This window comes from Sphingomonas sp. Leaf32 (assembly GCF_001421765.1).
In the GTDB taxonomy this organism is placed as follows: Bacteria; Pseudomonadota; Alphaproteobacteria; order Sphingomonadales; family Sphingomonadaceae; genus Sphingomonas.
The window spans coordinates 339,489-353,984 of the sequence record NZ_LMLA01000007.1 but is presented as its reverse complement, the minus strand read 5'-3'; the positions used below and the strand labels follow the sequence as shown (position 1 = coordinate 353,984).

Genomic DNA, 14,496 nt, shown 5'->3' with positions numbered 1-14,496 from the left:
GAAACAGTGCCAACATATCAAAACCGCGAGCGCAGCGTGATGCCGTACGTGCGCGGTTCGGCGAGGTAGGAGGAGGTGATCGCGTTGCCGACGGCGAAGGCCGGAGCGCCGAAACGCGTGACCTGCGACACGCTGCCGGCACCCTGGAACGGCGCGGAGAACGCGACCTGCTGATAGTCGGTGTCGAGGATATTCTGTCCCCAGAACTCGATCGCCCAGCGCTGTTCGGGACCGCGCAGGCCGATACGGGCGTTCATCAGGAACAAGCCGTCCATCCGCTTTTCGGCGAACAGGTCGGAACCGGTGTTATAGTCGCTCGACAGCCGGCTATCGACGTAGAACAGCGCGGTCAGGTTGCGGCCCACCGCCGGCGTCCACACCGCCGAATTGGTGATGGTGTGGCGCGGCGCGTTCGACATCTGGTTGTTCGGCAGCAGGAACAGCGCGGCGTTGAGCGGCTCGCCCGCTTCGCTGCCGACCAGGTTCCGGCGATACTGGGTATGGGCATAGGTATAGCCCAGGTTGAAGGCGAGGTCGGGCGCGGGATAGGCGCCGGCCTCCAGTTCGAACCCCTGCGTCACGACGCCCGCGCCGACCTTTCCGGTGCAGCGGCCGGTGCCCGTATCATTGTCGCGGTCCGCGCCGCCCAGCGAGTCCGCGCAGGAACTGATGTTCTGCACGATGAAGTTGGTGCCGTTGAACGTATTCAGCTGGAAATTGCGGAACGCCGAACGGAACGCGGCGAGGTTCGCGGTGAATTTGGCCGAGCTGTACTTCACGCCGATTTCGAACGCCTGCACCGTTTCCGGGTCGAAGCGCAGGTTGGCTGCGCTGGCAGCGGTCGGCGTGGCGAAGACGGTCGCCGACAGGTCCGACCGGTCGAGATTATAGCCGCCCGCCTTGTATCCGCGCGCATAGGACGCATAGAGCAGCGTGCTCGGCACCGGCTTCCACGACAGCACGGTCGTGCCGGTCACCTGCCCCTCGGTCAGCGAATCGCGGATCGGCACGCCGGTCAGCGCCGCGGTCGAATTGCCGGTGCAGGTCAGCGTGATGATGCCCGCCGCCAGCGACCGGAGCGTCGCGTTGCTGCTGCCGAGCAGCGGGCCGAGTGCCGCCTGCTGCGCCGGGCAGACCGTGTTGTTGTTGACGAAGCTGGCGTTCAGCCGCTTGGCTTCATGAGTATAGCGCAGACCGCCGGTGATGCTCAGATTATCGGTCAGCTTGAAGATATTGTGGGTGAAGAACGCATAGTTGCTGCTGGTCTGGTCATACAGGTCGCGGATGCTGCCCAGATCGTTCAGCGTCGACAGGCGATCGATCCCGGCGATGACCGTGGGTCCCACCGCCGGGGTCAGCGCGGCGCGCCCGGCGGCGCTGAGGCAGCCTGCGGCACGGGGGCTGCGCAGCGCTTCGAGCGGGTTGATCGTTGCGACGGCGCGGCAGGCGGCGAACGCGCCGAAATCGGTGCCGAAGCGGAGATTGTCGGCAACCTCCAACTTTTCATGGGCGTAATAGCCGCCGACCATCCAGTCGAGCCGGTTGCCGAACAGCCCGCCGCTCAGCCGCGTTTCCTGGGTAAAGGTGCGGAACTGGCGATAGGCGTTGCCGTCGTCGGGGCGATAGGCGATATCGACATTGCCGTAATCGACATCGGCCGCGCCGCCCGCCTTATATTCGCGATACGCGCTGATCGAGATCAGCTGCAGGTTCGAAAAGGTCCAGCCAATGCGGGCCGAACCGCCATAATCCTTGGTGACGTTCGCATAGGCGCGGCCGCGCGTGTTCGCGATCCGGCGGTTGTACGGGTCGCCGTCGCTGGGCAATACGCCGCCCAGGCTGCGCAGGATGGTGACGATGCGGTTTTGCGCGGCGGGAACGTAATCGCCCGGAACGCCCGGCGTCGGGTCGAGCTTTTCCTGCGTATTGAGATAGACCGCGCCGCAGCATTTCTCGTCGCGATAGGTATAGTCGCCGATCAGGCGGACCGAGAAATTGTCGACCGGTTTGAAGAAGAGCTGCCCGCGCACGAAAGTGCGGTTGCGGTCGTTGTAATCGGTGTTGTTGACGACATCGCGGTAAAAGCCGTCGCGCTTGCCGAACACGCCGTCGACGCGGAACGCCAGCTTATCCTTGACGATCGGCCCGGTCAGCGCGCCGGCCAAGCGGACGGCGTTGAAATTGCCGTAGGTCGCCTCGCCATAGCCACCGAAGTCGAACGAGGGATATTTGGTGTAGATGCTGATCGCGCCGGCCGACGAATTGCGGCCCGACAACGTGCCCTGCGGCCCGCGCAGCACCTCGATCCGTTCGACCTCGCCCAGGTCGTTCAGGCCCGAACCGGTGCGGCTGCGATACACCCCGTCGATGAACACCGCGACCGAGCTTTCGAGGCCGGGATTGTCACCGACCGTGCCGATGCCGCGCAGGCGGGCGGTCGCGTTCGCTTCCGATCCCGTCGAAGACACAATCAACGATGGCGAGAGCTGCGCCATCTGGCGAATGTCGGTCGCGCCCGAATTCTGGAGCGCGGCGGTGCTGTAGGCGCTGACCGCGATCGGTACGTTCGACAGGCGCTGCGATCGGCGAGTCGCGGTCACGACGATGTCGGCGGTGTTGGCGGATTGTTCCTCGGCAGGCTTGGCGTCCGCCTTGTCCCCGGCGGTCGGTACGACGCCGCGCAACCCCTGTGCCGATACCGGTGCCGCTACCGTCACACAGGCAGTCGCCGCCAGCAGATACCCCCAGTTACGCATTTCGCCTATCCCCCGGACCCCACGTCCTATTCTGCAAGTGAGGTCTTACCGCGCAGGTGGATACCAGTTGGTTAATGCCGTCGGCACCTCTGCCGCCACCGGTTGACCGTTGGGAAAAACTCCGACAAATTCGCTCGTGCCGGTGTGTCGCCCTGACGGCCGTATCGGGAGGACGCCGACCATGCCGATCGATCCCATGCCCGTTCCCGTGCCGGCCGACCGCTGCGGCGGTTCGATCGCGTTCAGCCGGCGCGCGTTGCTGGTCGGTGCCAGCCTGTTGCCGTTCGGGGCGTCCGCGCTGGCGGCGGTGCCGGCCGTCCGCCGGGTCGCGCCGGTGCCGGCACGCCATGTCCGCCTGACACCGTCGCCCTTTGCCGACGCCCTTGCCGCCAACCGGGCCTATCTGCTCGACCTCGTTCCCGAACGGCTGCTGCACAATTTCTATGTCTCGGCCGGGCTGCCCGCGCCGGCGCCGGTCTATGGCGGGTGGGAGGCGCAGGGGATCGCCGGGCACAGTCTGGGCCACTGGCTGTCGGCATGTGCGCTGCTGGTCGCCAATACCGGCGATGCGGCGATCGCGGCACGGCTGGACCATGCGCTGGCCGAGATGGCGCGGATTCAGGCGGCGCAGGGCGACGGCTATCTGGGCGGCACGACGGTCGAGCGGGACGGCAGGACCGTCGACGGCAAGATCGTGTTCGAGGAACTGCGCCGGGGCGACATCCGCAGCGGCGGGTTCGACCTGAACGGCGGCTGGGTGCCGCTCTATACCTGGCACAAGGTCCATGCCGGGCTGGTCGATGCCCATGTCCTGGCGCGCAACCCGCGCGCGATGCCGATCCTGCTGGGGGTCGCGGGCTATCTGGCGGGCGTGCTGGAACCGCTGAACGACGACCAGATGCAGCGCGTGCTGGCCGCCGAACATGGCGGGCTGAACGAAAGCTATGCCGATACCTATGCCCTGACCGGCGACGCCCGCTGGCTGCGCATGGCCGAGAAGATCCGGCACAAGGCCGTGCTAGACCCGCTGACCGCGCAGCAGGACAAGCTGGCCGGGCTTCATGCCAATACGCAGATTCCGAAGGTCATCGGCCTCGCCCGGCTGTACGAACTGACCGGCGCGCCGGCCCATGCCGCCACCGCGCGCTTCTTTCACCAACGCGTCACCGGGCATCACAGCTACGTCATCGGCGGCAATTCCGAACGCGAACATTTCGGCCAGCCCGACCGGCTGTCGCAGCGTCTGTCGGAAGCGACGTGCGAGGCGTGCAACAGCTACAATATGCTCAAGCTCACCCGCCATCTCTATGGCTGGCAGCCTTCGGCCCACTGGTTCGATTTCTACGAACGGGTGCAGCTCAACCACATGCTCGCGCACCAGCGGCCGCGCGACGGGCGCTTCGTCTATTTCATGCCGCTGGCGGCAGGGGCGCGGCGGACCTATTCCAGCGCGCATGACAGTTTCTGGTGCTGCGTCGGATCGGGCATGGAAAGCCATGCCAAGCATGCCGATTCGATCTGGTGGCAGGATGCGGACACGCTGTACCTGAACCTGTTCATCCCGTCGCGGCTCGACTGGAACGAGCGCGGGCTGGCGGTCGATCTCGATACCGCGATGCCGCTGAAGGGACAGGCGACGCTGACCATCCGCCGTGCCCCGCGCCGGGCGCAGCGGATCGCCGTCCGCTTGCCCGGCTGGGCCAGCGACCCGACCCTTAGGATCAACGGCGCCCCCGTGACGCCGATCGTGCGCGACGGCTATGCCGTGCTGGAGCGGGCGTGGCGCAGCGGCGATACGATCGCGCTGACCCTGCCGATGACGCTGACCGCGCAGCCGACGCCCGACGACCCCTCGGTCGTCGCCTTCACCTATGGCCCGCTGGTGCTCGCCGCCGATCTGGGGCCGGAATCGCAGCCCTTTGCCGGGGTCGGCCCGGCGCTGGTCGCCGACGGCGCGATCACCGACCGGCTGACGCCGGGACCGGACGACAGCTTCACCGCGACCGGCGCACTGGGCGAGGCGCTGACCTTCCGCCCCTTCTATGCGCAATGGGACCGGCGGACCGCGGTCTATCTGCCGACCTTCACCACCGCGCGCTGGGCGGCGGCGCGCGGCGACTATGTCCGGGCGCAGAAGGCGGCACAGGCGCTGGCCCGGCGCACCGTCGATACGCTGTACATGGGCGAGATGCAGCCCGAACGCGACCACGCGGTCGATGCCGGCGGCAGCGAGGTCGTCAACTGGGCCGGACGCTCGGCGCGGCGGATCAGGCCGGGGCAGACCCTGACGCTGACGCTGGCGCGGCGGCCGGGACCGGCGGTGCTGCGGCTGCTGGTATGGGGGGGCGACGTCGATCGCGCGATCGACATCACGCTCGACGGCACGCCCCTTGCCACCGCGACGCACCAGGGACCGGCAGTCGACCGCTATGTCGCGCTCGACTATCCGATCCCCTCGGCGGGCGCGCAGGGCCGGCCACAGGCGACGATCGGCCTGACGCCGACGCGGGGCGACGGCGTCGTCTACGAGGTACGGATGCTGACCGCCGGGGATGCCACGCCGATCACGCCGGTCTGACCCGAACGGGCGTTGCCAGCCGTCCGCCATCCGCTACATCGGGGGCAAGTATTTCACCGAGGCGGACAGATGATCGTCGGGATCGATTTGGGAACGACCAACAGCGCCTGCGCGATCTGGCGCGACGACGGGCCAGTCATGGTGCCGAACGTGCTGGGCGAGGTTCTGACCCCGTCCGCCATCAGCATCGGCGACGACGATGCGGTGCTGGTCGGGCGTGCCGCGCGCGACCGGATGGCGACGCATCCCGACCGCACCGTCACCAGTTTCAAGCGGCGCATCGGCACCCGCGAAACCGCCCGGCTCGCCATGCGCGACTTCGATGCGGAGGCGCTGTCGGCACTGGTCCTCGCCAGCCTGAAGCGCGATGCGGAGGCGTTCACCGGCGAAACCGTGACCGGTGCGGTCGTGACCGTCCCCGCCTATTTCAACGATCGCCAGCGCAAGGCGACCCGGCGGGCGGGCGAACTGGCCGGGTTGCCGATCCAGCGGCTCATCAACGAACCGACCGCCGCCGCGCTGGCGTTCGGCATCGCCGACCGGGGCGACCGCGAACCGTTCCTCGTGTTCGACCTGGGCGGGGGCACGTTCGACGTGTCGATCGTCGAGATGTTCGACGGCGTGATCGAGGTGCGCGCGTCCGCCGGCGACAACCGGCTGGGCGGCGACGACTTCAACGACTGCCTGATCGACCTGACCCGCCCCGCGCTCGACCCCGATGGGGTGCTGGCCAAGCTGCCGCCCGATCGCGCCGCGGCGCTGCTGGCACAGGCGGCCGAGCGGTGCCGCCGCGCGCTTAGCGAGGGCGATTCGGCCGAATTATTGGTGACGGTGGACGATGCGGCGCTGACCGTGCCCGTCACCGCCGCCGCGTTCGAGGATCACGCCACCGGCCTGCTCCAGCGGATTCGCGAGCCGGTCCTGCGGTCGTTGCGCGACAGCAACATCACCGCCGCTACCCTGTCGGACGTGGTGCTAGTCGGGGGTGCCACGCGGATGCCGATCGTGCGCCGCGCGGTCACCCGGATGTTCGGCCGCTTTCCGGCGACCACGGTGCATCCCGACCATGCGGTCGCGATGGGCGCGGCGGTACAGGCCGGGCTGCTGGCGCGCGATGCGGGACTGGACGAAATCCGGCTGACCGACGTCTGCCCCTTCACGCTGGGTGTCGATACCAGCGAGCCGGACGGGCGCGGCGGCTTTCGCACCGGGCTGTTTTCCCCGATCATCGAACGCAATTCGGCGGTGCCGATCAGCCGGATCTCGACCTTTTCGACAGTCGCCGACCAGCAGCGCAAGGTGCAGTTCGGCATCTATCAGGGCGAGGCGCGCGAGGTGTCGGGCAACGTCAAGCTGGGCGAGATCAGCGTCGCGGTCCCGCCCCGCGCCGCCGGCACCATCTCGATCGACTGCCGGTTCAGCTATGACAGTTCGGGGCTGCTGGAGGTGGATATTTCGGTGCCGGAAACCGGCATGACGCGCAATCTGGTGATCGTCGACGACGAGGATGCGCCCGACCCGGCCGAGCTGGAACGACGCCGCACGGCGCTGGCCGCGTTGAAGGTCCATCCGCGCGACGACGCGGCCAACGCCGCGCTGCTGGCGCGGGCGCGGCGGGCCTATGAATCGTTCCTCGGCGATACGCGCGCGGCGATCGGCCACATGCTCGGCCAGTTCGAAAGCGCGCTGGCGACGCAGGACGAGCGGATGATCGCCGAGGCGCGGGCCGCGTTCGGCGCGGCGCTCGACCAGATCGAAGGCGAGCGCTTCCTGTGAGGCACGGCATCTGGGCGGTCCTCGACTGCGATCCGACGACGGATCGCGGGACGATCCGCCGTGCCTATGCCGCGCGGCTGAAGGCGATGGACGTCGATGCCGACCCGGACGGGTTCGAGGCGCTGCGCGATGCCCGCGACGCCGCGCTGGCGCGGGCCGCCGATCCGGTGGCGATCGAACCGGTCGCGGCGGACGAGCTGCCCCTGCCGCCGGTCGAGGCCGAACCGGAGCCGCAAGACGACGCGGTAGCCGAGGCGATGAACGCGCATTTCCACGCGCTCGAAACCCTGTTGTTTCCCGGCCACGACGCGCCGCCGACGCCCGGTGAGCTGGCGGAGATCGACCGGCATGGCCGCGCGCTGCTGGCCGATCCACGGCTGGAGCAGGTCGATTTCGCCGCCGGTGCCGAGCGCTGGTTCGCCGAAACGCTGGCGGCGAGCATCCCGCGATCCGACCCGCTGCTCGAACCCGCCGCCGCCACGTTCGGCTGGATCGACCGGCGCAACGATTATGCGCTGTCGGCCGATGCGCAGGCGATCGTCGAGCGGATCGGGGCGACGCGCCTCGTCGCGTTGCTCGACGATCCCCAGCACCGCCTGCATCGCCCGTGGCGCGAACTCAACCGCAGCGGTGACCGGCGCACGCCGTTCTGGAACCCCAAGGGGCCACGGCGCGAAGTACTGGCGTTGATCCGCGACCGGTTCCCGGTGGTCGAATCCTGGCTCGATCCGGCGCGGGTGGCGGACGTCGACGCTCCGAACCCGAAGGCGGGCGTGCAGACCTGGCTGGTGATCTTCGCCATCGTCACCGTGCTGCGGATCGCGCTGTCGGGCAGCGGCACGCCGGACACCACGCCGAGCGCGCCCGCCGCACCGCCCCGGATCGCCTATGTCGCCGATCCGAACCAGATCGCGCGCCAACTGACCGACCTCGACCTGGGGCAGGTCGCGCAGCGCAACCCCGACCTGGCGGCCGCGATCCGATCGACGACCGCAGCGATCAACCGCGACGGCGACGACACGCGTGCGCGGCAGATGATCGGGGACCTGTCACGCACCCGACTTTCCCACGGACTGGCCGGGGCGGACGACGGGTTGTTGCGGGACATCGCCCGGTTCGAAATCGACGTGAAGCAGGACTTTGCCGCCGGCAACCCGATCGATTGCCGGGACTTCACCTTCCTGTCGGACAACCCGATGCTGTTCCGGGCGACCCGCGAGCGACAACGGGCGTTGATCGACCGGGTCATCCTGATGTCCGATGGATCGTCGCTCGGCCGGGGCAATCGGTTCACGATCCCCGGTTCAATCATCGACGACCTGCTGCGCCGTACCCGTCTGCCCGAACGGCGGCTGCGCGATGCCCTGTCGGGGAAGGGGTCGCACGAGGATGTGTGCCGGGTGGGCATCGCGATCCGGCAATCCGCGCTGGCGCAGGGCCGGGCCGGCATGACGTTGCTGCGCGACATGCAGCCAAAGGTCGTCGGCGGTGAAGGCGCCCGGGAATAGCGGCGCGACGGCATCGGCGGCGGCACCGCACTTTCCCCCGCCGCCACAGTCCGATATAGGGCGGCGATGACCGCGCAGACGATCACCCTGCCCGCCGACTGGCGCGACTTTCTGGCCCTGACCAAGCCCCGGGTGATGACGCTGGTCGTCTTTACCGGGCTGTGCGGGATGCTGGCCGCGCCGGTGCCGATCCATCCGGTGCTGGGCTTTACCGCCGTGCTGTGCATCGCGCTGGGTGCCGGAGCGGCGGGCGCGCTGAACCAGTGGTATGAGGCTGATCTGGACGCCAAGATGAAGCGGACGCAGGGCCGCCCGCTGCCCGCCGGGCGGATGGACCGCGAATCGGCGCTGCATTTCGGCGTCGGCCTCGCGATCTTCTCGGTCGTGCTGATGGGGCTGGCGGTGAACATCGCTGCCGCCGCGATCCTGACCGTCTCCATCCTGTTCTACGTGCTGGTCTATACCGTGTGGCTGAAGCGCCGCACGCCGCAGAACATCGTCATCGGCGGCGCGGCGGGGGCGTTTCCGCCGCTGATCGGCTGGGCGGCGGCGACCGGCGACATCGCGCTGCTGCCGTTCCTGTTGTTCTGCCTCGTCTTCCTGTGGACGCCGCCGCATTTCTGGGCCTTGGCGCTGTTCGTGAAGACCGATTACGCCAATGCCGGCGTGCCGATGCTGCCGGTGGTGGCGGGCGAGCGGGTGACGCGGACGCAGATCGGGCTGTACACCATCCCGATGGCCGCCGTCGCCGTCGCGCCGTGGCCGCTGGGGCTGACCGGTGCGATCTATGGCATCGCCGCCTGCCTGCTGACCGCGACCTTCGGCGTGCTGGCGGTGCAGGTCGCGACGCGCACGACCGGCGTCGACGACAAGATGAAGCCCGAAAAGCGGCTGTTCGCCTTTTCGATCCTGTATCTCTTTGCAATGTTCGGTGCGCTGGTCGCCGACCGGTGGGTAATGGCATGAGCGAACACGACGATCGTATCCGCGCGCGCCAGCGGGAACGGGCAAAGGTGATGGCGTGGCTGCTAGGCGCCTTCGTCCTGCTGATGTTCGCGATCACCATCGTCAAGATTCGGGCCGGGATGGGCGCATGACCCGGAACCTGCGCACCGCCTTGTTCTCCGCCGCCGCTGTCGTCGGCATGACCGGGGTCGGGTTCGCCAGTGTTCCGCTCTACCGCATGTTCTGTCAGGTGACCGGCTTCAACGGCACCACCCAGCGCGGACAGGAAGCGCCCGGCGGCATCGGCGACAAGGTCGTGGTGCGCTTCGACACCAATACCAACCCGGCGCTGGGATGGGAGTTCAAGCCCGAACGCGCATCGGAAACCGTCGACATCGGCGCGCGCGACATGGCGTTCTTCACCGCGAAGAACGTGTCGGGGAGGCCGGTGACCGGCACCGCGACCTTCAACGTGACGCCATCCCAGGCGGGCAAATATTTCACGAAGATACAGTGTTTCTGCTTCACCCAGCAGACGCTGCAACCCGGCGAAAAGGTGCGGATGCCGGTCATCTTCTTCGTCGATCCGAAGATGCTGGCCGATCCGGATGCGAAGGACATTCGCGCGATCACGCTGTCCTATACATTTTACCCGGTGGATTCGGCCGCGACGACCAGCTAGGGTCGGGCGCAATCACGTGCCAGCATAGGCGCGACGAACGTTAGGGACGGATGATGGCAGGCGCGAAGAACCACGATTTTCACATCCTTCCCCCCAGCATCTGGCCGCTGGCAAGCTCGCTGGCCGCCTTCGCGCTGGCGGCGGGCGGCATCATGTGGATGAACGAGGCGGCGCTGGGCGGCCTGGTGTTCGGCGCGGGGCTGATCGCCACGCTGTCCTGCATGGGCTTCTGGTGGGCGGACGTCATCCGCGAGGCGAAAGCGGGCGACCATACCCCGGTGGTGCAGCTGCACCTGCGCTATGGCATGATCCTGTTTATCGCGTCCGAAGTGATGTTCTTCGTCGGCTGGTTCTGGTCGTGGTTCGACTTCTCGCTGTTCCCGGCGGCGGTCCAGTGGAGCCATGACGGCGGCACGTCGCTGATCGAGGCGGGCGATACGGCGGTGAAGGCCCAGTGGCCGCCCGCTGGCCTCGAAGTGCTCAATGCCTTCGAACTGCCGCTGCTCAACACTTTCATCCTGCTGCTGTCGGGCACGACCGTCACCTGGGCGCACCATGCGCTGATCCACAACCAGCGCGGCGGTGCGTTGAAGGGCCTGTGGGGCGCGATCGGCGTGGGCGAGAATGACGGCGTCAAGAAGGGGCTGTGGCTGACCGTCCTGCTCGGCGCGCTGTTCTCGTGCATCCAGGCCTATGAATACATGCACGCGCCGATGCCGTTCAAGGGGCTGAACTATGGTGCGGCCTTCTACATGGCGACCGGGTTCCACGGCTTCCACGTGCTGGTCGGCACCATCTTCCTCGCCGTCAACCTGATCCGCGCGTACAAGGGCGACTTCACGCCGAAACAGCATTTCGGCTTCGAAGCGGCGGCATGGTATTGGCACTTCGTCGACGTGGTGTGGCTGTTCCTGTTCGTCGTCATCTATGTGTGGGGCGGCTGGGGCGCGCCGATCCATGGCGGCTGATGCCTGACCAGACGGGCGCGGGCGGTCCCGCGCCCTTCGATTGCGGCGTACGCGGCCTGTGCCCGCGCTGCGGGGCGACGACGCTGTTTCGTGGCCCCGTCGCCTTTGCCGATCGGTGTAGCGCCTGCTCACTCGATTTCACCGCGTTCAATGTCGGCGACGGGCCGGCGGCCTTCCTGACGCTGATCCTGGGCGGGATCGTCACCGTCCTCGCCATCTGGCTCGACCTGAAGGTCGGGCCACCGTGGTGGGTCCATGTCCTGCTTTGGGTGCCGCTGACCATCGGCGGCGTGGTCGGATCGTTGCGCGTGGCCAAGGGCATGTTGCTGGCGCTCGAATATCGTAACGCCGCACGTGAAGGCAAAATCGACCCCCGACCATGAAGCGCCTGCCCGTCCTTCCCACGCTGATCGTCCTGCTCGCCGTTGCCGCCATGGTGGCGCTGGGCGTCTGGCAGCTCCAGCGCCGCGTCGAAAAGGCCGCGCTGATCGCGCGCGCCACCGCTAATCTCGACCGCCCGGCCGAGCCGCTACCGGTGCGGATCACCGACGACCTGTTGTTCGCGCGCGTCACCGCGACGTGCGCGCGGGTCGAGGGGTGGACGATGGGCGCAGGGCGCACGACCGACGGCAAGCCGGGCTATCGCCACATCGCCGCTTGTGTATCCTCCGCCGGCCAGCGCTTCGGCGTCGACATGGGGGTCGCCGCTGATCCGAAGCTGCGCCCGGTTTGGGCCGGTGGGCCGGTCGCAGGCACGCTCAGCCATGCACCCGGTGGCCCGACATTGCTCGACCGGATGACCGGCCACGCCAAACGCCCTGCGCCGATGATCGTGTCGGACATCTCCGCTCCCGGCCTGTCCGCCAGCCAGCGGCCCGATCCCGCCAGCCTGCCCGACAATCATCTGGGCTATGCGCTGCAATGGTTCGGCTTCGCCTTGGCGGCGGTCATCATATACTTGCTGGCACTTCGCCGCCGCAGCCGCTAACCGCACCCCCATGCGGTATGTCAGCACCAGGGGCGATGCGCCCGAACTCGACTTCGCCGGCGCGACGCTGGCCGGATTGGCAAGTGACGGCGGACTCTATGTCCCGACCGAATGGCCGACGCTGACGCACGCCGAGATCGCCGCGCTGGCGGGCCTCAGCTATGCCGAAACGGCGGTGCGGGTGATGTTGCCCTTCGTCGGCGATTCGCTGAGCGAAGCCGAACTGCGCGTGCTGTGCGATACCGCCTATGGCCGGTTCAGCCACAAGGCGGTGACCCCGCTGGTCCAGCTCGACCATGACCAATGGCTGCTGGAGCTGTTCCACGGCCCGACGCTGGCGTTCAAGGACGTGGCGCTGCAGCTCCTCGGGCTGTTCTTCGAACGCTTCCTGACCGGCACGTCCCAGCGGCTGACCATCGTCGGCGCGACCAGCGGCGACACCGGCTCTGCCGCGATCGACGCCGTGGCGGGCCGCGAGAATATCGACATCTTCATGCTGCACCCCGCTGGCCGCGTCTCCGACGTGCAGCGGCGGCAGATGACCACCGTGCTGTCGCCCAACGTCCACAACATCGCGATCGAGGGAGATTTCGACACCGCGCAGGCGCTGGTCAAGGCGATGTTCAACGATCCCGGTTTTTCGGGTCGCTTCCGGTTGTCGGCGGTGAACTCGATCAACTGGGCGCGGTTGATGGCGCAGGTGGTCTATTATTTCTACGCCGCCGTGCGACTGGGCGGACCGGACAAGGCGATCGCCTTCTCGGTCCCGACCGGCAATTTCGGCGATGTGTTTGCAGGGTACGTCGCGGCACAGATGGGGCTGCCGATCGCCAGACTGATCGTCGCGACCAACGTCAACGACATCCTCCACCGCGCGCTGACCAACGGCGATTATTCGAGCGCGACAGTGACGCCCACCGCCACGCCGTCGATGGACATCCAGGTCAGCTCGAACTTCGAACGGCTGCTGCACGATCTGGGCGGCGGCGACGGACGGGCGCTGGGCGACCAGATGCGCGGGTTCGAGGCGACGCGGGCGATGCGCCTGACCAATGCCCAGCAACAGGGCGCCGCGTCGCTGTTCCAGAGCGCGCGGGTCGATGGCGACCGCATGGCGCAGGCGATGCGCTGGGCGTGCGGTCATGCCGCGCAGACCATCGATCCGCACACCGCCATCGCCCTTGCCGCCGCGCTCGACAGCGGGATCGACGCGCCGATCGTGACGCTGGCGACGGCGCATCCGGCCAAGTTCCCCGATGCGGTCGAACGCGCCATCGGCACCCGTGCCACGCTGCCGCCGCGTGTCGGCGACCTGTTCGAGCGCGAGGAACGCTATGTCACCCTGCCCGCGACCTTCGACGCGGTGACCGCCTGGATCGCCGAACGGGCGACCCCGCGCGCCTGATGGACCCGATCGCACTTATCGGCGAACCCTGGACCGATTACGGGCTGATCGACTGCGGCCATGGTCGCAAGCTCGAACGCTATGGCCCCTATCGCTTTATCCGGCCCGAACCACAGGCGATGTGGGCGCCGGCGCTGGCCGACTGGGACGCGCATGGCGAATTCGTGCCGGGATCGGACGAGGATGGCGGCGGGCGCTGGCAGTTCTTCAAACAGCCCCCGCGCGACTGGCCGCTGACGTGGCGCGAGGTGCGCTTTTCGGCGAGCAACACCCCGTTCCGCCATCTCGGCTTCTTCCCCGACATGGCACCGGTATGGGACTGGATGCGCGGTCGGCTGGACGGGGCGAGTGACCCGGAATGCCTGAACCTGTTCGGCTATACCGGCGTCGGATCGCTGGCGCTGGCGGCGGCCGGCGCGCGCGTCGTCCATGTCGATGCGTCGAAGAAGTCGGTCGAACAGGCACGGAGCAACGCCGCGCTGTCGGACATGACCGACAAGCCGGTGCGCTGGCTGGTCGAGGATGCCGCGAAGTTCGTCGCCCGTGAGGTGCGGCGCGGGCGGCGTTATGACGGCATCATCCTCGATCCACCGAAATGGGGCCGCGGCCCGAACGGCGAGGTGTGGAAGCTGGAAGAGCACCTGCCGGCGATGATCGCCGATTGCCGGCAGTTGCTCGATGCGAACTCGCGCTTCCTGTTCCTGACCGTGTACGCGGTGCGGATGTCGGCGCTGGCGATCGGTGAATTGCTGCGTCAGTCGCTGGGCGATCTGGGCGGGCAGGTCGAATGCGGCGAACTGGGCGTGCGCGAGGAAGCCCGCGGCCTGACCCTGCCGACCGCCATTTTCGCGCGCTGGAGCCGGTAAGCGGCGCAGCCTGCTGGGGGTGGG

The 14,496-nt window shown here is 68.0% G+C and carries 12 protein-coding genes; 11 read left to right on the top strand and 1 reads right to left on the bottom strand.

Annotation, left to right across the window (positions count from 1 at the left end; all coding sequences use genetic code 11):
- Window positions 1–17: 17 nt before the first annotated feature.
- Window positions 18–2,756, bottom strand: coding sequence for a TonB-dependent receptor (locus ASE83_RS09360; protein WP_055788628.1), 2,739 nt, complete (start codon window positions 2,754–2,756; stop codon window positions 18–20).
- 181 nt (window positions 2,757–2,937) lie between these two features.
- Between ASE83_RS09360 and ASE83_RS09355 the strand changes: the two genes are divergently transcribed.
- The 11 genes from ASE83_RS09355 to ASE83_RS09310 all read left to right on the top strand — a co-directional run bounded on the left by ASE83_RS09355 (window position 2,938) and on the right by ASE83_RS09310 (window position 14,472).
- Window positions 2,938–5,334, top strand: a complete 2,397-nt coding sequence (locus ASE83_RS09355; RefSeq protein ID WP_055788625.1) for a glycoside hydrolase family 127 protein — start codon at window positions 2,938–2,940, stop codon at window positions 5,332–5,334.
- 69 nt (window positions 5,335–5,403) lie between these two features.
- The gene (locus ASE83_RS09350) at window positions 5,404–7,110 is read left to right on the top strand and encodes an Hsp70 family protein (protein ID WP_055788624.1); all 1,707 of its coding nucleotides are present in this window, start codon (window positions 5,404–5,406) and stop codon (window positions 7,108–7,110) included.
- The gene (locus ASE83_RS09345; protein ID WP_055788621.1) at window positions 7,107–8,618 is read left to right on the top strand and encodes a hypothetical protein; all 1,512 of its coding nucleotides are present in this window, start codon (window positions 7,107–7,109) and stop codon (window positions 8,616–8,618) included. The genes ASE83_RS09350 and ASE83_RS09345 overlap by 4 nt, the downstream gene beginning before the upstream one ends.
- 66 nt (window positions 8,619–8,684) lie before the next feature.
- Entirely contained in the window at window positions 8,685–9,584 is a 900-nt protein-coding gene (locus tag ASE83_RS09340; RefSeq protein WP_055788618.1) for a heme o synthase, read from the top strand.
- Window positions 9,581–9,715, top strand: a complete 135-nt coding sequence (locus tag ASE83_RS19035) for a hypothetical protein (protein ID WP_268794971.1) — start codon at window positions 9,581–9,583, stop codon at window positions 9,713–9,715. The genes ASE83_RS09340 and ASE83_RS19035 overlap by 4 nt, the downstream gene beginning before the upstream one ends.
- A complete protein-coding gene (locus ASE83_RS09335; protein WP_055788616.1) occupies window positions 9,712–10,245 on the top strand; it encodes a cytochrome c oxidase assembly protein in 534 nt (177 codons plus the stop codon). The genes ASE83_RS19035 and ASE83_RS09335 overlap by 4 nt, the downstream gene beginning before the upstream one ends.
- Window positions 10,246–10,298: 53 nt before the next feature.
- Entirely contained in the window at window positions 10,299–11,213 is a 915-nt protein-coding gene (locus ASE83_RS09330) for a cytochrome c oxidase subunit 3 (protein ID WP_055789245.1), read from the top strand.
- Window positions 11,213–11,596, top strand: a complete 384-nt coding sequence (locus ASE83_RS09325) for a DUF983 domain-containing protein (RefSeq protein ID WP_055789242.1) — start codon at window positions 11,213–11,215, stop codon at window positions 11,594–11,596. The genes ASE83_RS09330 and ASE83_RS09325 overlap by 1 nt, the downstream gene beginning before the upstream one ends.
- Window positions 11,593–12,201 (top strand): SURF1 family protein, encoded by a 609-nt coding sequence (locus ASE83_RS09320; RefSeq protein WP_055788613.1) that lies wholly within the window; start codon window positions 11,593–11,595, stop codon window positions 12,199–12,201. Before ASE83_RS09325 ends, ASE83_RS09320 begins: the two co-directional genes overlap by 4 nt.
- A 10-nt stretch (window positions 12,202–12,211) precedes the next feature.
- The gene (gene thrC / locus ASE83_RS09315; protein ID WP_055788611.1) at window positions 12,212–13,606 is read left to right on the top strand and encodes a threonine synthase; all 1,395 of its coding nucleotides are present in this window, start codon (window positions 12,212–12,214) and stop codon (window positions 13,604–13,606) included.
- Window positions 13,606–14,472, top strand: a complete 867-nt coding sequence (locus tag ASE83_RS09310; protein ID WP_055788608.1) for a class I SAM-dependent methyltransferase — start codon at window positions 13,606–13,608, stop codon at window positions 14,470–14,472. Before thrC ends, ASE83_RS09310 begins: the two co-directional genes overlap by 1 nt.
- Window positions 14,473–14,496 lie beyond the last annotated feature (24 nt).